Genomic DNA, 17,388 nt, shown 5'->3' on the forward strand with positions numbered 1-17,388 from the left:
GAACGCCTTCACTAAAAAGCCCCCAGCGCCGCAAGGCGTGGGGGCTTTTTTAGTGGGCGGTACTTACATGTTCGGGTAAGTCGGGCCGCCAGCACCTTCCGGGGTCACCCAGGTGATGTTCTGCGAAGGGTCCTTGATGTCACAGGTCTTGCAGTGCACGCAGTTCTGGGCATTGATCTGGAAGCGCTTGCTGCCGTCTTCCTGGCTGATCACCTCGTATACGCCGGCCGGGCAGTAGCGCTGCGCCGGTTCGTCGTACAACGGCAGGTTGGTGCCGATCGGGATGCTCGGGTCGGTCAGCTTCAGGTGGCACGGCTGCTCTTCTTCATGGTTGGTGCTGGAGAGGAACACCGAGCTCAGCTTGTCGAAGCTCAACTTGCCATCGGGCTTGGGGTAATCGATCTTCTTCGAGTCGGCCGCCAGCTTGAGGCAGGCGTAGTCCGGCTTGGTGTCGTGCAGGGTGAACGGCAGCTTGCCGCCGAACCAGTTCTGGTCGACATAGTTGAATGCCGCGCCGAGCATCGGGCCGAACTTGTGCATCGCCGGGCCGAAGTTGCGGCTGGCGAACAGTTCTTCGTACAGCCAGCTGGCCTTGAAGCCGTCGACGTAGGCGGTCAGTTCGTCGCCACCCTCGCTACCGGCCAGCAGCGCATCGGCCACCGCTTCGGCTGCGAGCATGCCGGACTTCATGGCGGTGTGGCTGCCCTTGATCTTGGCCACGTTCATGGTGCCCAGGTCGCAGCCGATCAGCGCGCCGCCCTTGAATACCATTTTCGGCAGCGAGTTCAGGCCGCCCTTGGCCAGGGCACGGGCGCCATAGCTGATGCGCTTGCCACCCTCCAGATACTGGGCGAGCACCGGGTGGTGCTTGAGGCGCTGGAACTCGTCGAACGGGGAGAGGTAGGCGTTGGCATACGACAGGTCGACGATCAGGCCGACCACCACCTGGTTGTTTTCCAGGTGATACAGGAACGAGCCGCCGGTGTTCTCGGTGCTCATCACGTCCAGCGGCCAGCCGGCGGTGTGGATCACCAGGCCTTGCTGGTGCTTGGCCGGGTCGATTTCCCAGATTTCCTTGAGGCCGATGCCGTAGTGCTGCACGTCGCTGGCGTTGTCCAGGTCGAAGCGCTTGATCAGTTGCTTGCCGATATGCCCACGGCAGCCTTCGGCGAACAGCGTGTACTTGCCGCGCAGTTCCATGCCGGGGGTGTATACGCCTTCCTTGGGGTTGCCTTCGCGGTCGACACCCAGGTCGCCGGTGATGATCCCGCGGACCACGCCGTTTTCATCGAACAGCGCTTCCTGGGCAGCGAAGCCTGGGTAGACTTCCACGCCCAGGTTCTCGGCCTGCTGGGCCAGCCAGCGGCACAGGTTGCCCAGCGAGATGATGTAGTTGCCTTCGTTGTGCATGGTCTTGGGCACGAACAGATCGGGCACCTTGACCGAGCTGCTGGCGTCGCGCAGCACGTAGATGTCGTCGCGCTTGACCTCGGTGTTCAGTGGCGCGCCGAGTTCTTTCCAGTCCGGGAACAGTTCGTTCAGGGCACGCGGCTCGAACACCGCACCGGAGAGAATGTGTGCACCGACCTCGGAGCCTTTCTCGACCACGCAGACGCTGATTTCATTACCGGCTTCGGCGGCCTTCTGCTTCAGTCGGCAGGCGGCGGACAGGCCTGCCGGGCCAGCGCCGACGATGACCACGTCGAATTCCATGTATTCGCGTTCCACAGGTTCTCTCCTACTCAAGGCTCATCGGTTTTTCTTTGTTGGCGGGTGTCAGGCGGTCATTTCGAAGTACCCGGGTGTGTAGCTCGGGTGATGACGGACTACACCGCTTTCTCTTGGCCGCGCATTATATCTACACCACTTGCGAGGTCCAATACAAACGTTTGTTTGAATTTGCCGCAGCCCAGTAAAATCAAAGACGCACGGCTTGAAGCTGGCTGGTTTGCCGTATTGACCGGATTGGGCGTTACGGTCAAGATACGGGCGGTTTTACGCTCGCCGTAGGCTGACCGTCGGATGCAGGAGCACCCCTAAAAACCAGGCAAAAAGCAGGGCAGTTACGCCAGGACCCGCCTTTGTAGTGGAGTTTACACGCCACGACAAACAATGACCCACGGGTTTTGCGCGCAAGCGTCGAGAACAGACTGCACAGTCAGTTGAATTTCACCTGCTCGCGTTCGTTTTTGGAGGTGCCCTTGTACCCACGCGCAATCGCCCGGTTCTGCCCAGGCGACATTCTTTTCACCGGAGAGTAACGAGGAATCCATGAAGGTTCTTGTAGCTGTCAAACGAGTGGTCGACTATAACGTCAAGGTTCGCGTCAAGGCGGACAACTCCGGCGTAGACCTTGCTAACGTCAAGATGTCCATGAACCCCTTCTGCGAAATCGCCGTAGAAGAAGCCGTGCGCCTGAAAGAGAAGGGCGTGGCGAGCGAAATCGTCGTCGTTACCGTCGGCCCGGCCACTGCCCAGGAGCAGCTGCGTACCGCCCTGGCACTGGGTGCTGACCGCGCCGTGCTGGTCGAGTCGGCTGAAGAGCTGACCTCGCTGGCCGTGGCCAAGCTGCTCAAGGCTGTGGTCGACAAGGAGCAGCCGCAACTGGTCATCCTTGGCAAGCAGGCCATCGACAGCGACAACAACCAGACCGGCCAGATGCTGGCTGCGCTGACCGGTTATGCCCAGGGTACTTTCGCCTCCAAGGTGGAAGTGGCCGGCGACAAGGTCAACGTCACCCGTGAAATCGATGGCGGCCTGCAGACCGTTGCTCTGAACCTGCCGGCGATCGTGACCACCGACCTGCGTCTGAACGAGCCGCGCTATGCGTCGCTGCCGAACATCATGAAGGCCAAGAAGAAGCCGCTGGAGACTGTGACTCCGGACGCACTGGGCGTTTCCACCGCCTCTACCAACAAGACCCTGAAAGTCGAAGCGCCAGCTGCACGCAGCGCTGGTATCAAGGTCAAGTCGGTGGCTGAACTGGTCGAGAAACTGAAGAACGAGGCGAAGGTAATCTAAATGACTATCCTGGTTATCGCTGAACACGAAAACGGCGCCGTTGCCCCGGCGACCCTGAACACCGTTGCTGCCGCCGCGAAAATCGGTGGCGATATCCACGTACTGGTCGCTGGCCAGAACGTGGGTGGCGTTGCCGAAGCTGCCGCGAAAATCGCTGGCGTGGCCAAGGTGCTGGTAGCCGACAACGCTGCCTATGCGCACCAGCTGCCGGAAAACGTCGCGCCGCTGGTGGCCGAGCTTGGCAAGGCCTACAGCCACGTGCTGGCACCAGCCACCTCCAACGGCAAGAACATCCTGCCGCGCGTTGCCGCGCTGCTGGACGTCGACCAGATCTCCGAGATCATCGCGGTCGAGTCGGCGGACACCTTCAAGCGTCCGATCTACGCCGGTAACGCCATTGCCACCGTGCAATCGAGCGCTGCGGTCAAGGTCATCACCGTGCGTGCCACCGGCTTCGACGCCGTTGCCGCCGAAGGTGGTTCGGCTGCTGTCGAAGCGGTTGGCGCTGCCCACGATGCGGGCAAGTCGGCATTTGTCGGCGAAGAGCTGGCCAAGTCCGATCGTCCTGAGCTGACCGCTGCCAAGATCGTCGTTTCCGGCGGTCGCGGCATGCAGAACGGTGACAACTTCAAGCACCTGTACGCGCTGGCCGACAAGCTCGGCGCCGCCGTGGGTGCTTCGCGCGCCGCGGTCGACGCAGGCTTCGTGCCCAACGACATGCAGGTCGGCCAGACCGGCAAGATCGTTGCGCCGCAGCTGTACATCGCCGTCGGTATCTCCGGCGCGATCCAGCACCTGGCCGGCATGAAGGACTCCAAGGTGATCGTTGCGATCAACAAGGACGAAGAGGCGCCGATCTTCCAGGTGGCCGACTACGGCCTGGTCGCCGACCTGTTCGAAGCCGTACCTGAGCTGGAGAAGCTGGTTTAATCCAGCCGCTTCACTTATAAAGAGCCCGGTCTTTTGATCGGGCTTTTTTATTTCGCGACGCAAGGGAGGCATGTGCATGGGGTGGCTTGGCCGAATGGCGATGGCGGGATTGCTGGGGTTTGCCTGCTTGCCCACGGCGGCGCTGGCGGTGGGCAAGTGCGAGCGTCTGGTGGCGACCGGCAGCCCCGATGCGCCGCCCTATGCCTGGCGCGACCCGCAGGACCCCAGGCACCTGATTGGCGCCAACGTCGACCTGCTCAAGCAGGTGGCGACGGAGCTTGGGCTGAAGGTCGAGGTGCTGTACGCAGGCAAGCGCAACGAGGCGCAGGATGAAGTGCGCAGCGGACGCATGGACCTGCTGGTGGATGCGCCGCTGGCCACTGAAGACCTGACCCGCGTCGACTTCATCCACCCGGCGCTGCTGCAGAACGACTACCTGGTGTGGACCCGGCACGACTCCACGCTGGCCTACGACGGCCTGGCCGATCTGCACCAGCACCAGGGCGCGATCTCGGAGAAGGCCAGACTGACCCCGGCGTTCGCCCAGTTTGCCAAGGACCAGTTGAAGCTGGCGCCGGCGCAGAACCTGACCCAGGCATTCCAGAAGCTTTTGCTTGGCCAGGTCGACTATGTGCTGGCCGGGCGTTACGCCGGCATGGCCATGGCGCAGACCCTTGGCATGGCCAACGACCTGATCGCCCGCGGCCTGCCGCTGGATCGCCCCGGGCTGTACCTGGCGCTGTCGCACAATTCGGCGTGCAATGACGCCTGGTTGCGCGGACAGCTGGCCAAAAAACTGACAGAATTGCCGGCCTCAGGCGTGCCTCAGGCAGTACTGCAACGCAATGTCGAGCGCTGGAAGGCGCAGCTGCAGCAACCGCTCGACGCCCCCAAACAGTAGGAAGATTGTGTGAGAACTCAACCGCTTTTCGCTGCCATGGCGTTACTGGCCCTGGCCGGTTGCGCTGCCGATCCGGCGCCCCACGAGCAGATGCGCCTGTCCGAACAGGCGCTGGAGCAGGCCAAGGCCGTCGGTGCCACCGACGAAGTGGCCGAGCTGAAGCTGGCCGAAGACAAGCTTGCCCGCGCCCGCAGCAACATGGCCAGCGAGTCGTACCGTGATGCGCGGCTGCGCGCCGAGCAGGCCGAACTTGATGCGCGGCTGGCCGAAGCCCGGGTGCTGACCCTCAAGAGTCAGGAGCAGCTGTCGCTGCTGCAATCGCGGGTCAATCGTCTGCGCAAGCAGTTGGGGGAGCAACAGTGAGTTCGATCAAGCCCTTGGTGGCCGTGTTGTGTGCAGGTGTGCTGGGGTTGCAGGGCTGCGCCAGCGAGCGCAGCGAAACCGCCCTCGACCAGGCCGCCGCCAGTTTCCAGGCAGTGAAGGACGATTCCAATGTGCTGCGCAGTGCGCCGCGTGACGTGATCCGCGCCGGCGAGTCGCTGGCCCGTGCCGAGCGGTTGTCCAGCTACGTGGGCAGTGGTGCGGACGTGCGCCATTACGCCTACCTGAGTCAGCGCTACAGCGAGATTGCCCGCGAGCACAGCAACCTGGTGCTCAATCAGGAGCGCCTGGCCAAGCTCGAACTGGAGCGCCAGCGCCTGCAACTGGCCCTGCGCGAAGCCAAGCTGGTCAGCGTGCAGCAGCAGGGCAAATGGCTGGAGGCGCAGATCGTCAGCCTGGCCACGACCCAGAGCGACCGTGGCCTGGTGATGACCCTGGGTGACGTGCTGTTCGATACCGGGCAGGCCGAATTGAAGAACTCCGCCAGCCGTACCGTGCTCAAGCTGGTGCAGTTTCTGCAGCTCAACCCCCGGCGCGTTGTGCGCATCGAGGGGTATACCGACAGCACCGGCACTCCCGAGGACAACCTGACGCTGTCGCGTGATCGTGCGCAGGCCGTGGCGGACATGCTGGTCGACCTGGGCGTCGACGAAAAACGCATCCAGGTCGAAGGCTATGGCGACCAGTACCCGATCGAGGCCAATGCCTCGGAGCGGGGCAGGGCGCAGAACCGTCGGGTGGAGATCGTGTTTTCCGACGAGAAAGGCCACCTGGGCGCGCCGCGCTGAGGTCGAGGTAAACAAAAAACCGGTGATAGTCACCGGTTTTTTTATGCCGCAAAGCTTGAAAAACCCGCTGTCACACAACTGTGTAGTCGACTATTCTGGCATCTGTGCCCGTACACTTATGCACTGTTCCGGTATTCTTCGCCGACTGTACAAGAACAATTAGATAGCCCGCGTTTCGAGATCCGTCCCATGACCAATCTGTTGCTCTACCAGCGCATCGCCCAGCAACTGGCGGAAGACATCCGCCGCGGCGTCTATCAGCCCGGTGAGCGCGTACCGTCGGTACGCAAGATGAGCTCGCAGCTCAATGTCAGCCATGCCACCGTGCTGCAGGCCTATGCCAACCTCGAGGACCAGGGGCTGATTCGCGCGCGGCCGCAATCGGGCTACTACGTCCACCAGACCCCGGCCCTGACTGCGCAGACCCCGGACATCGCGCGGGTCGAGCGTCCAGGGCTGGTCACGCGCAGCAGCATCATCCAGCAGGTACTGACCGAAGCCCGGCGTGATGGGGTGTTCCCGCTGGGGGCGGCGGTTCCGCATGTGGACTACCTGCCGGTGCGCGCGCTGCACCAGCAACTGGCCAAGGTCACGCGGTTCCAGAGCCCGCGCGCGTTCAGCTACATGTTCAGCCCGGGTTTCGAGCCGCTGCGCCGGCAGATCGCCATTCGCATGCGCGACGCCGGGGTGGTGGTCGACCCGTCCGAAGTGGTGGTAACCCACGGTTGCGTCGATGCGCTGCAGATGTCGTTGCGGGTGCTGACCCGGCCAGGCGACCTGATCGCCGCCGAGTCGCCCACCTATTACGGGCTGCTGCAACTGGCGGACCTGCTGGGGCTCAAGGTGATCGAGATCCCCAGCGACCCGGCCACCGGCATCAGCCTGGAGGCCCTGCAACTGGCGGCCAACCAGTGGTCGATCAAGGCGCTGGTGCTGACTGCGCGGTTGAGCAACCCGCTGGGCGGCACCATTCCCGAGGAACGTCAGAAGCAGTTGCTGCGCCTGGCCTCGGATTTCAATATCCAGATCGTCGAGGACGATATCTACGGCGAGCTGATGTTCGAGCAAGGGCGCACCAAGGCACTCAAGGCCTTCGACCGGCTGGGGCGGGTGATCTATTGCTCGAGCTTTTCCAAGACCCTGTCGCCGGGGGTGCGTATCGGCTGGATGATCGCGGGCAACTATCAGCAGGAAATCCAGCGACTGCAGACCTTTACCACGCACTCGGCGTGCAGTGTGACGCAGATGGGGGTGGCGGCCTACCTTGAAAATGGTGGCTATGACCGCCATCTGCGCTACATTCGCCAGGAGTATCGCAAGAACCTCAGTGCCTACCAGCTGGCGGTACAGCAGCACTTTCCGGAAGGCACCCAGATGAGCCGGCCTACCGGGGGCTTCATCCTGTGGGTCAGCCTGCCGGGGCGGGTCAACACCCAGGAGTTGCATGTACGTGCCTTGCAGCAGGGCATCAGCATCGCGCCCGGGCTGATCTTCAGTAACACGGAGCAGTTCAACCACTGCATTCGCCTCAACTGCGGCATTCCGTGGAACCGCGAGGCTGAGCGGGCGCTGCTGACATTGGGGATGCTGGCCCATCAGCTTTGCCAGGAAACCGCCTCGGGCGGATACCTCTAGATCGCGGGCTTGCCAGCGACTGCAGGAACAAGGAGCATGTGCGACTCATGAATACGTCTCGTTGCCTATGAAAGCGTTGAGCTGTGCTGCCGTGATGTTGTGTGCGCTGGGCCTGTGTGCAACGGGCCCGGCACTGGCTGTGCCCGGACCGGGGCCGATACTGCTGGCACAGGCGTCGGCTGCCCCGGCACCGGACCGGAAGCCTTCGACCCAGGCCCCGGTAAAAGCGAGTGCCAAGCCACAGGCCAAGCCCAAGGCGCAACCCAAGACCAAGGCTGGCGACCCCAGGAAGACGCCGGCCAAGGCGGTAAAGTCGGGCAAGCGCAAGGCCTCCGAGGTGATTGCCGCGCCCTTGCCCAAGGCGCGCCTGGATCTGAGCCTGCCCCCGGAGATGGTCAAGGACCTGCAGCCGAGCAGTCAGGAGGAAGTCCGTGTGCGACGTCCGCTGCTGCCGTCGTTGTTCGAAGAAAAGCCTGCCGCGGACAGCCCATTCCAGCTCAATGGCCGCTTGATCAGCAACGAAATGCAATTGCAGTTGCGCAATGATGCCCGTCAGGACATTGAGGGTGCAGCCATCGATTTCGAGTTCAAGCAATAAACGCTGCTCGACCTGCCGGTCACATTCTGCGCGGCGATATTTCATCTGAGCGGTAATTTCAAACACCTGTTTTAGCGGTTACTATCCCCATTCACCCATCATTTGTTAGGCCGAGGTCCATGTCGTCATGAACTGCCGTGAAGGCTGTGGCGCTTGCTGCATTGCCCCTTCCATCAGCTCGCCCATTCCTGGCATGCCGCACGGCAAGCCGGCTGGCGAACGCTGTGTGCAACTGTCCGAGCACAACCTCTGCAGCCTGTTCGGCCAGCCTGAACGGCCGGCGGTGTGCTCGGGCTTCCAGGCGGAGGTGGACACCTGCGGCAATGATCGCGACGAGGCGATCAGGATCATCGGTTGGCTGGAGCAAGTGACGGCGGCTTGAGTGAGTGGAACTTCGCAAACAAGGAAAACAACACGATGGGTTCGATGAAGCGGGTAGCGGTGATTTGTGGTCTGAGTGCGATGTTCATGTCGGTGGCGCAGGCTGAAGACTGGACGGTTGCCAAGCAAGCGGATGGCATCAAGGTATCGCTGAGCGAAGTGAGTGGTTCGAACTACAAGGCCTATCAGGGCGTGACGACCATCAAGGCGCCGCTGGCCAAGGTCCGGGCGCTGCAGGAAGACGTGGCCGGGGCCTGTGCCTGGATTCACGAGTGCAAGAGCCAGAAGCTGCTCAAGCACGAGGGTGACCAGAGCTGGACCTACACCCAGTTCAATACGCCGTGGCCGGTCACCCCGCGCGATTCGATCATCCATGTAACCACCAGCGAAGGTGCTGACGGCAGCCTGACCCGCAAGCTGGAGGGTGTGCCCAAGTACCTGCCGGAGGAAAAAGGCTATGTGCGGGTGGCTGAAGTGCAGGGTTTCTGGAAGCTGGTGCCCAAGGGTGACACTACCGAGGTGACATACCAGGTGCACACCGAGCCAGGCGGCAGTGTGCCAGCGATGGTGGCGAACAAGTTCGTGGTCGATGCGCCGTTCAATACGCTCAAGGCGTTGAAGGAGCGGGCGGAGAAACCGTAACAGTTTGATGGTTGGCTGGAATATGTCTCAACTGTAGGGGCCGCCAAGGCTTGCTCCTCCTGCATGAAGCATTACGCAACAAAAAAGGCTGCCCGAGGGCAGCCTTTCTTGTTGTTGCAGGCGAGCCGTTTGGCTTACTTGCGGTCTTCCAGTTTGACGATGTCACGCGACTCGTAGCCGGTGTACAGCTGGCGCGGACGGCCAATCTTGTACGGGCTGGAGAGCATTTCCTTCCAGTGCGAGATCCAGCCGACGGTCCGCGCCAGGGCGAAGATCACGGTGAACATGCTGGTAGGGATGCCGATCGCCTTGAGGATGATCCCCGAGTAGAAGTCGACGTTCGGGTACAGCGAGCGCTCGATGAAATACGGATCGGTCAGGGCGATCTCTTCCAGGCGCATGGCCAGTTCCAGCTGCGGATCGTTGGTGATGCCCAGCTCGCGCAGCACTTCGTCGCAGGTCTGCTTCATCACGGTGGCACGCGGGTCGCGGTTCTTGTAGACGCGGTGACCGAAGCCCATCAGCTTGAACGGGTCGTTCTTGTCCTTGGCCTTGGCGATGAAGGTGTCGATGTTCGAGACATCGCCAATTTCGTCGAGCATGGTCAGCACGGCTTCGTTGGCGCCGCCGTGGGCAGGGCCCCACAGTGCAGCGATGCCGGCAGCGATACAGGCGAACGGATTGGCGCCCGAGGAGCCTGCCAGGCGTACGGTGGAGGTCGACGCATTCTGTTCGTGGTCGGCGTGGAGGATGAAGATCCGGTCCATTGCCTTGGCCAGCACCGGGCTGATCGGTTTGATCTCGCACGGGGTGTTGAACATCATGTGCAGGAAGTTTTCGGCGTAGGTCAGGTCGTTGCGCGGGTACATCATGGGCTGGCCCATGGAGTACTTGTAGACCATCGCGGCCAGGGTCGGCATCTTGGCGACCAGGCGCACGGCCGAGATTTCCCGGTGCTGCGGGTTATTGATGTCCAGCGAGTCGTGATAGAACGCCGACAGGGCGCCAACCACGCCGCACATGACGGCCATCGGGTGGGCGTCGCGGCGGAAGCCGTTGAAGAACGACTTCAACTGCTCGTGCACCATGGTGTGATTTTTGACGGTGCTGACGAACTGAGCCTTCTGCTCGGCATTCGGCAGTTCGCCGTTGAGCAGCAGGTAGCAGGTTTCCAGGTAGTCGGATTGCTCGGCGAGCTGTTCGATCGGGTAGCCGCGATGCAGCAGGATGCCCTTGTCGCCGTCAATGTAGGTGATCTTGGACTCGCACGATGCGGTCGCCATGAAACCAGGGTCGAAAGTGAAGTGACCCGTGGCCCCCAACCCTCTAACGTCGATAACATCGGGACCAACGGTGCCGGTTAAAATGGGCAGCTCGACGGGGGCTGCGCCCTCGATGACCAACTGCGCTTTTTTGTCAGCCATGTGGCCTCCTATTAATGCTTGAAATCATCAGACAGACCCCCCACGCAGGGCCCGCACCACTATAGTGAGATAAATTCGAATGTCAATTTGCCTAAAGCACGGTTGTAAAGGGCTTTGGGCGCTGTTTTTCCGCGAAATTGCGGCCCGTTTACGCCTTTTGTTCGCCAAAGGCAATGCGCTATTTGGGCTAGGGCTTCACGTTGTCATTAGTAGCCTAACTGTCTATACTCGGCACCCGACCGCCAGGGGCTTTAAAGCCCGCTTTTCTGGGGTCGTCACTCCCTGGGTGGTGGGTACCTGACCAGTACACTTACCAACAACTTTGCCCTGCTTGCTAGGGGCTCTTCAGTGTGAAAAAAGCCGTGAAAAGCCAACGACCTGTAAACCTAGACCTAAGGACCATCAAACTCCCCATTACCGGCGTTACGTCATTTCTTCACCGTGTTTCCGGCATCATCCTCTTTCTGGGCCTGGGCATCATGCTGTACGCATTGAGCCAATCCCTGAGTTCCGAGGAAGGTTTTGCCGAGGTGAAGGCATGCCTGACCAGTCCGCTGGCCAAATTCGTGGCGTGGGGCCTTCTGTCCGCCTTGCTGTATCACCTGGTTGCCGGTGTGCGCCATCTGATTATGGACATGGGCATCGGTGAGACGCTGGAAGGCGGCAAACTGGGCTCGAAAATCGTTATCGCCATTTCCGTGGTGGTGATCGTTCTGGCGGGAGTTTGGATATGGTAACTAATGTCACGAACCTGTCGCGTTCGGGCCTCTATGACTGGATGGCGCAGCGCGTTTCTGCGGTCGTTCTCGCGGCTTACTTCATTTTTCTGATCGGCTACCTGGTGGCGCACCCTGGCATCGACTATGCCCAGTGGCACGCCCTGTTCTCCCATAACGCGATGCGGATCTTCAGTCTGCTGGCCCTCGTTGCCCTGGGCGCTCACGCCTGGGTCGGCATGTGGACCATTGCCACCGACTACCTGACGCCGATGGCGCTGGGCAAGTCGGCGACTGCAGTTCGTTTCCTGTTCCAGGCGGTATGTGGTGTCGCGATGTTCGCGTACTTCGTCTGGGGTGTGCAGATTCTCTGGGGTATCTGATTCATGGCTAACATTCCAACGATTTCCTTCGACGCCATCATCATTGGTGGTGGCGGTGCCGGCATGCGCGCTGCGCTGCAGCTGGCTCAAGGCGGCCACAAGACCGCCGTGATCACCAAGGTGTTCCCGACCCGTTCGCACACCGTATCGGCCCAGGGTGGCATCACCTGCGCCATCGCTTCGGCCGACCCGAACGATGACTGGCGCTGGCACATGTACGATACCGTCAAGGGTTCCGACTACATCGGTGACCAGGACGCTATCGAATACATGTGTCAGGAAGGCCCGGCTGCGGTGTTCGAGCTGGACCACATGGGTCTGCCGTTCTCGCGTACCGAAACCGGCCGTATCTACCAGCGTCCGTTCGGTGGCCAGTCCAAGGACTACGGTAAAGGTGGCCAGGCCGCCCGTACCTGCGCCGCTTCCGACCGTACCGGTCACGCGCTGCTGCACACCCTCTATCAGGGCAACCTGAAAGCCGGCACCACCTTCCTCAACGAGTGGTACGCGGTTGACCTGGTCAAGAACCAGGACGGCGCCTTCGTCGGCGTGATCGCGATCTGCATCGAAACCGGCGAGACCGTCTACATTCGCGCCAAGGCCACCGTACTGGCCACCGGCGGTGCAGGGCGTATCTACGCCTCCACCACCAACGCCCTGATCAATACCGGCGACGGTATCGGCATGGCCCTGCGTGCCGGTGTGCCGGTGCAGGACATCGAGATGTGGCAGTTCCACCCGACCGGCATCGCCGGCGCAGGTGTACTGGTTACCGAAGGCTGCCGTGGTGAAGGTGGTTACCTGATCAACAAGCACGGCGAGCGTTTCATGGAGCGCTACGCGCCAAACGCCAAGGACCTCGCCGGTCGCGACGTTGTGGCCCGCTCCATGGTCAAGGAGATCATCGCCGGCAACGGCTGTGGCCCGAACGGCGACCACGTGATGCTCAAGCTCGACCACCTGGGCGAGGAAGTGCTGCACAGCCGCCTGCCAGGCATCTGCGAGCTGTCCAAGACCTTCGCGCACGTCGACCCGGTCGTTGCACCCGTACCCGTCGTTCCAACCTGCCACTACATGATGGGCGGCGTTGCCACCAACATTCATGGCCAGGCGATCTCGCAGAACGCCGACGGCGAAGACACCATCATCGAAGGGCTGTTCGCGGTCGGTGAAGTGGCTTGCGTATCGGTTCACGGCGCCAACCGCCTGGGCGGCAACTCGCTGCTCGACCTGGTGGTGTTCGGCCGTGCGGCCGGCCTGCACCTGGAAAAGGCCCTGAGCGACGGTATCGAATACCGCGACGCCAGCGACACCGATGTGGAAGTCGCGCTGAACCGTCTGAACAAGCTCAACGAGCGTACCGACGGCGAAGACGTGGCAACCCTGCGTCGCGAGCTGCAAAGCTGCATGCAGAACTACTTCGGCGTGTTCCGCACCGGCGAATACATGCAGAAGGGTATCGAACAGCTGGCTGGCCTGCGCGAGCGTATCGCCAACGTCAAGATCAACGACAAGTCCCAGGCCTTCAACACCGCGCGTATCGAAGCGCTGGAGCTGCAGAACCTGCTGGAAGTCGCTGAAGCCACTGCAATCGCTGCTGAAGTGCGCAAAGAGTCCCGCGGTGCCCACGCCCGTGAAGACTTCGAAGACCGTGACGACGAAAACTGGCTGTGCCACACCCTGTACTTCCCGGGTGAAAAGCGGGTTGCCAAGCGTGCAGTCAACTTCTCGCCGAAAACCGTTCCGACGTTCGAGCCTAAAGTCCGGACTTACTAAGGGTGGCCACTATGTTGAAAGTCGAAGTTTATCGCTACAACCCCGACACCGACTCGGCACCTAAGACCCAGGTGTTCGAAGTCGATACCGGCGGCAAGGACCTGATGGTTCTGGATGTGCTGGCACTGATCAAGGAACAGGACGAAGGCTTCTCCTATCGTCGTTCGTGCCGCGAAGGCGTGTGCGGTTCCGATGGCATGAACATCAACGGCAAGAACGGCCTGGCCTGCATCACCCCGCTGTCGGCGGTGGTGAAGAAGAACAAGCTGGTCGTGCGTCCGCTGCCCGGCTTGCCGGTCATCCGTGACCTGGTCGTTGATATGAGCATCTTCTACAAGCAGTACGAGAAGGTGAAGCCGTTCCTGCAGAACGATACCCCGGCGCCGGCGATCGAACGCCTGCAGTCCCCGGAAGAACGCGAGAAGCTGGACGGTCTGTACGAGTGCATCCTGTGCGCTTGCTGCTCGACTTCCTGCCCGTCGTTCTGGTGGAACCCGGACAAGTTCCTGGGCCCGGCCGCTCTGCTTCAAGCTTATCGCTTCCTGGCCGATAGCCGTGACACCAAGACCCAGGAGCGCCTGGCGTCCTTGGATGACCCGTTCAGCGTATTCCGCTGCCGCGGGATCATGAACTGCGTAAACGTTTGCCCCAAAGGTCTGAACCCGACCAAGGCAATCGGCCACGTACGTAACATGCTGCTGCAAAGCGGCACCTGATTCAAAAGTGTTGTACCCGTAGCACACCGAAGTGCGGGCCCTTGCCCGCACCGAGGTGCAACTTGAGCAAAGGCCAAAAGCCCGAGCTTTTACCTATGAAGATATGAGACCAGCAGGGGCGTCCGGGCTGGTACCCGGTAAATCTGCGGAACTCTCGGTGGCTTGGTTCAGTCGCTGCATACGGACTCAACTCAGCTTGCTGTGGTTCTTGCCGATCGAGGCCCCTAACCGAGGGTGACCAAGCATGCAAGAAAGCGTGATGCAGCGCATGTGGAACAGCGCCCACCTTTCAGGTGGTAACGCTGCCTATGTGGAAGAGCTCTACGAGCTCTACCTGCACGACCCTAACGCTGTGCCAGAAGAGTGGCGCACTTACTTTCAGAAGTTGCCCGCCGAAGGCAGCACTGCCACCGATGTATCGCACTCGACGATCCGCGACCATTTCGTACTGCTGGCAAAGAACCAGCGCCGCGCCCAACCGGTTTCCGCCGGTAGCGTGAGCAGTGAACACGAGAAGAAGCAGGTTGAAGTGCTGCGACTGATCCAGGCCTACCGTATGCGCGGCCACCAAGCCGCGAAGCTCGACCCCCTGGGGTTGTGGCAGCGCCCTGCGCCAGTAGACCTGTCGATCAATCATTACGGCTTGACCAATGCCGATCTTGATACGACCTTCCGTGCCGGCGACCTGTTCATCGGCAAAGAGGAAGCGAGCCTACGCGAAATCTTCGAGGCGTTGCAGCAGACATATTGCCGCACCATCGGCGCCGAGTTCACCCACATCGTCGACTCCGAGCAGCGCAGCTGGTTCCAGCAGCGTCTGGAGAGCGTGCGTGGGCGTCCTGAATTTTCCGCAGACATCCAGAGCCACCTGCTCGAGCGCGTTACCGCGGCAGAAGGCCTGGAGAAATACCTGGGTACCAAATACCCGGGCACCAAACGTTTCGGCCTGGAAGGCGGCGAAAGCCTGATTCCGATGCTGGACGAGCTGATCCAGCGCTCCGGTTCCTACGGTACCAAGGAAGTCGTGATCGGCATGGCCCACCGTGGTCGCCTGAACGTACTGGTCAACACCTTCGGCAAGAACCCGCGCGAGCTGTTCGACGAGTTCGAAGGCAAGAAGAAGGTCGAGCTGGGTTCCGGTGACGTGAAGTATCACCAGGGCTTCTCGTCCAACGTGATGACCGCCGGCGGTGAAGTTCACCTGGCCATGGCGTTCAACCCTTCGCACCTGGAAATCGTCTCGCCAGTGGTGGAAGGTTCGGTGCGTGCCCGTCAGGACCGCCGCAACGACAGCGTTGGCGACAAGGTACTGCCGATCTCGATCCACGGCGACGCGGCCTTCGCTGGCCAGGGCGTGGTCATGGAAACCTTCCAGATGTCGCAGACCCGCGGTTTCAAGACCGGCGGCACCGTGCACATCGTGATCAACAACCAGGTTGGTTTCACCATCAGCAACCCGCTGGACTCGCGTTCCACCGAGTACTGCACCGACGTCGCCAAGATGATCCAGGCGCCGATCCTGCACGTCAACGGCGACGATCCGGAAGCGGTGCTGTTCGTGACCCAGCTGGCGGTCGACTACCGCATGCAGTTCAAGCGTGACGTGGTCATCGACCTGGTCTGCTACCGTCGTCGCGGCCACAACGAGGCCGACGAGCCGAACGGCACCCAGCCGCTGATGTACCAGCAGATCAGCAAGCAGCGCACCACCCGTGAGCTGTACGCCGATGCGCTGACCCAGGCCGGTCGTCTGGATGCCGAGCGCGTCCAGGCCAAGGTCGACGAGTACCGCAATGCGCTGGACAACGGCCTGCATGTTGTGAAAAGCCTGGTCAAGGAGCCGAACAAGGAGCTGTTCGTCGACTGGCGTCCATACCTGGGCCACGCCTGGACCGCGCGTCACGACACCCGCTTCGACCTCAAGACCCTGCAGGAGCTCTCGGCCAAGTTGCTGGAGCTGCCGGAAGGCTTCGTGGTTCAGCGCCAGGTCTCGAAGATCTACGAAGATCGCCAGAAGATGCAGGCCGGTGGCTTGCCGATCAACTGGGGCTACGCCGAAACCATGGCGTACGCCACCCTGGCCTTCGAAGGTCACCCGATCCGCATGACGGGTCAGGATATCGGTCGCGGCACCTTCTCTCACCGCCATGCGGTGTTGCACAACCAGAAGGACGCCAGCACCTATATCCCGCTGCAGAACCTGTTCCCGGGCCAGCCACGTTTCGACCTGTACGATTCGTTCCTGTCCGAAGAGGCGGTACTGGCGTTCGAATACGGCTACTCGACCACCCAGCCCAATGCGCTGGTGATCTGGGAAGCCCAGTTCGGCGACTTCGCCAACGGTGCCCAGGTGGTTGTCGACCAGTTCATCACCAGCGGCGAGCACAAGTGGGGCCGTCTGTGCGGTCTGACCATGCTGCTGCCACACGGTTATGAAGGGCAGGGGCCTGAGCACTCCTCGGCGCGTCTGGAGCGTTACCTGCAACTGTGTGCCGAGCACAACGTTCAGGTCTGCGTACCTACCACGCCGGCTCAGATCTACCACCTGCTGCGTCGTCAGGTCATCCGTCCGCTGCGCAAGCCGCTGATCGTGCTGACACCCAAGTCGCTGCTGCGCCACAAGCTGGCCATCTCGACCCTGGAAGAACTGGCCGAAGGCTCGTTCCAGACCGTCATTCCGGAAATCGACAGCCTCGATCCGGCCAAGGTGACGCGCCTGGTGCTGTGCAGCGGCAAGGTCTACTACGATCTGCTGGAAAAACGCCGTGCCGAAGGCCGTGAAGACATCGCTATCGTGCGTATCGAGCAACTGTATCCGTTCCCTGAAGACGATCTGGTTGAAATCCTTGCGCCTTACACCGGTCTGAAGGACGTGGTGTGGTGTCAGGAAGAGCCGATGAACCAGGGCGCGTGGTACAGCAGCCAGCACCACATGCGTCGCATCCTGAGCCGTCACAACAAGGACCTAGTCCTTGAGTACGCCGGTCGTGACGCCTCGGCAGCACCTGCCTGTGGTTACGCTTCGATGCACGCCGAACAGCAGGAAAAACTGCTGCAAGCTGCCTTCACCGTTTAATGCCATCGCGCACCAGAAAC

At 61.4% G+C, this 17,388-nt stretch carries 16 protein-coding genes; 14 read left to right on the forward strand and 2 right to left on the reverse strand.

All coding sequences use genetic code 11. From position 1 onward, the window contains the following. Window positions 1–63 precede the first annotated feature (63 nt). Window positions 64–1,728, reverse strand: coding sequence for an electron transfer flavoprotein-ubiquinone oxidoreductase (locus N0B28_RS08750; protein ID WP_043863152.1), 1,665 nt, complete (start codon window positions 1,726–1,728; stop codon window positions 64–66). Window positions 1,729–2,271: 543 nt separating this feature from the next. Between N0B28_RS08750 and N0B28_RS08755 the strand changes: the two genes are divergently transcribed. The 9 genes from N0B28_RS08755 to N0B28_RS08795 all read left to right on the forward strand — a co-directional run bounded on the left by N0B28_RS08755 (window position 2,272) and on the right by N0B28_RS08795 (window position 9,277). Continuing rightward, window positions 2,272–3,021, forward strand: a complete 750-nt coding sequence (locus tag N0B28_RS08755) for an electron transfer flavoprotein subunit beta/FixA family protein (RefSeq protein ID WP_043863151.1) — start codon at window positions 2,272–2,274, stop codon at window positions 3,019–3,021. Beyond that, a complete protein-coding gene (locus N0B28_RS08760) occupies window positions 3,022–3,951 on the forward strand; it encodes an FAD-binding protein (protein ID WP_043863150.1) in 930 nt (309 codons plus the stop codon). It abuts the gene before it with no gap. 70 nt (window positions 3,952–4,021) lie between these two features. Continuing rightward, window positions 4,022–4,852: a transporter substrate-binding domain-containing protein gene (locus tag N0B28_RS08765; protein WP_054915665.1), complete on the forward strand. Its 831-nt coding sequence runs from the start codon at window positions 4,022–4,024 to the stop codon at window positions 4,850–4,852. 9 nt (window positions 4,853–4,861) lie between these two features. Next, window positions 4,862–5,215 (forward strand): DUF4398 domain-containing protein, encoded by a 354-nt coding sequence (locus tag N0B28_RS08770; RefSeq protein ID WP_043863148.1) that lies wholly within the window; start codon window positions 4,862–4,864, stop codon window positions 5,213–5,215. Beyond that, window positions 5,212–6,021, forward strand: a complete 810-nt coding sequence (locus N0B28_RS08775; protein WP_043863147.1) for an OmpA family protein — start codon at window positions 5,212–5,214, stop codon at window positions 6,019–6,021. Before N0B28_RS08770 ends, N0B28_RS08775 begins: the two co-directional genes overlap by 4 nt. Window positions 6,022–6,210: 189 nt before the next feature. Next, complete coding sequence (locus N0B28_RS08780; protein WP_043863146.1) at window positions 6,211–7,656, forward strand: PLP-dependent aminotransferase family protein; 1,446 nt, start codon at window positions 6,211–6,213, stop codon at window positions 7,654–7,656. Between the two features lie 67 nt (window positions 7,657–7,723). Next, the gene (locus N0B28_RS08785; protein ID WP_043863145.1) at window positions 7,724–8,254 is read left to right on the forward strand and encodes a hypothetical protein; all 531 of its coding nucleotides are present in this window, start codon (window positions 7,724–7,726) and stop codon (window positions 8,252–8,254) included. A 127-nt stretch (window positions 8,255–8,381) separates the two neighbouring features. Then, window positions 8,382–8,636, forward strand: a complete 255-nt coding sequence (locus tag N0B28_RS08790; protein WP_043863144.1) for a YkgJ family cysteine cluster protein — start codon at window positions 8,382–8,384, stop codon at window positions 8,634–8,636. Window positions 8,637–8,671: 35 nt separating this feature from the next. After that, a complete protein-coding gene (locus N0B28_RS08795; RefSeq protein WP_275731516.1) occupies window positions 8,672–9,277 on the forward strand; it encodes an START domain-containing protein in 606 nt (201 codons plus the stop codon). A 134-nt stretch (window positions 9,278–9,411) separates the two neighbouring features. On the opposite strand, the gene gltA is transcribed toward N0B28_RS08795, so the two are convergent. Next, window positions 9,412–10,701 (reverse strand): citrate synthase, encoded by a 1,290-nt coding sequence (gene gltA, locus N0B28_RS08800; protein ID WP_043863142.1) that lies wholly within the window; start codon window positions 10,699–10,701, stop codon window positions 9,412–9,414. Between the two features lie 350 nt (window positions 10,702–11,051). Here gltA and sdhC point away from each other — a divergent pair, with 350 nt between their 5' ends. The 5 genes from sdhC (at window position 11,052) to N0B28_RS08825 (ending at window position 17,368) form a co-directional block, all read left to right on the forward strand. Further along, a complete protein-coding gene (gene sdhC, locus N0B28_RS08805) occupies window positions 11,052–11,438 on the forward strand; it encodes a succinate dehydrogenase, cytochrome b556 subunit (RefSeq protein WP_088515660.1) in 387 nt (128 codons plus the stop codon). Further along, entirely contained in the window at window positions 11,432–11,800 is a 369-nt protein-coding gene (sdhD, locus tag N0B28_RS08810) for a succinate dehydrogenase, hydrophobic membrane anchor protein (protein ID WP_043863140.1), read from the forward strand. Before sdhC ends, sdhD begins: the two co-directional genes overlap by 7 nt. Window positions 11,801–11,803: 3 nt before the next feature. Then, window positions 11,804–13,576, forward strand: coding sequence for a succinate dehydrogenase flavoprotein subunit (gene sdhA, locus N0B28_RS08815; RefSeq protein ID WP_043863139.1), 1,773 nt, complete (start codon window positions 11,804–11,806; stop codon window positions 13,574–13,576). Between the two features lie 11 nt (window positions 13,577–13,587). Beyond that, entirely contained in the window at window positions 13,588–14,292 is a 705-nt protein-coding gene (locus tag N0B28_RS08820) for a succinate dehydrogenase iron-sulfur subunit (RefSeq protein WP_043863138.1), read from the forward strand. A gap of 244 nt (window positions 14,293–14,536) precedes the next feature. Continuing rightward, complete coding sequence (locus N0B28_RS08825; RefSeq protein ID WP_043863137.1) at window positions 14,537–17,368, forward strand: 2-oxoglutarate dehydrogenase E1 component; 2,832 nt, start codon at window positions 14,537–14,539, stop codon at window positions 17,366–17,368. Window positions 17,369–17,388 lie beyond the last annotated feature (20 nt).

The sequence above is a fragment of the Pseudomonas sp. SD17-1 genome, assembly GCF_029201585.1.
Taxonomy (GTDB): domain Bacteria; phylum Pseudomonadota; class Gammaproteobacteria; order Pseudomonadales; family Pseudomonadaceae; genus Aquipseudomonas; species Aquipseudomonas palmensis.

Bases quoted from the DNA above. Each gene is read 5' to 3' on its own strand.
- N0B28_RS08755 (WP_043863151.1), top strand. From the start codon at position 2,272: ATGAAGGTTCTTGTAGCTGTCAAACGAGTGGTCGACTATAACGTCAAG.
- N0B28_RS08760 (WP_043863150.1), top strand. From the start codon at position 3,022: ATGACTATCCTGGTTATCGCTGAACACGAAAACGGCGCCGTTGCCCCG.
- N0B28_RS08765 (WP_054915665.1), top strand. From the start codon at position 4,022: ATGTGCATGGGGTGGCTTGGCCGAATGGCGATGGCGGGATTGCTGGGG.
- N0B28_RS08780 (WP_043863146.1), top strand. From the start codon at position 6,211: ATGACCAATCTGTTGCTCTACCAGCGCATCGCCCAGCAACTGGCGGAA.
- N0B28_RS08785 (WP_043863145.1), top strand. From the start codon at position 7,724: ATGAAAGCGTTGAGCTGTGCTGCCGTGATGTTGTGTGCGCTGGGCCTG.
- N0B28_RS08790 (WP_043863144.1), top strand. From the start codon at position 8,382: ATGAACTGCCGTGAAGGCTGTGGCGCTTGCTGCATTGCCCCTTCCATC.
- N0B28_RS08795 (WP_275731516.1), top strand. From the start codon at position 8,672: ATGGGTTCGATGAAGCGGGTAGCGGTGATTTGTGGTCTGAGTGCGATG.
- gltA (WP_043863142.1), bottom strand. From the start codon at position 10,701: ATGGCTGACAAAAAAGCGCAGTTGGTCATCGAGGGCGCAGCCCCCGTC.
- sdhD (WP_043863140.1), top strand. From the start codon at position 11,432: ATGGTAACTAATGTCACGAACCTGTCGCGTTCGGGCCTCTATGACTGG.
- sdhA (WP_043863139.1), top strand. From the start codon at position 11,804: ATGGCTAACATTCCAACGATTTCCTTCGACGCCATCATCATTGGTGGT.
- N0B28_RS08820 (WP_043863138.1), top strand. From the start codon at position 13,588: ATGTTGAAAGTCGAAGTTTATCGCTACAACCCCGACACCGACTCGGCA.
- N0B28_RS08825 (WP_043863137.1), top strand. From the start codon at position 14,537: ATGCAAGAAAGCGTGATGCAGCGCATGTGGAACAGCGCCCACCTTTCA.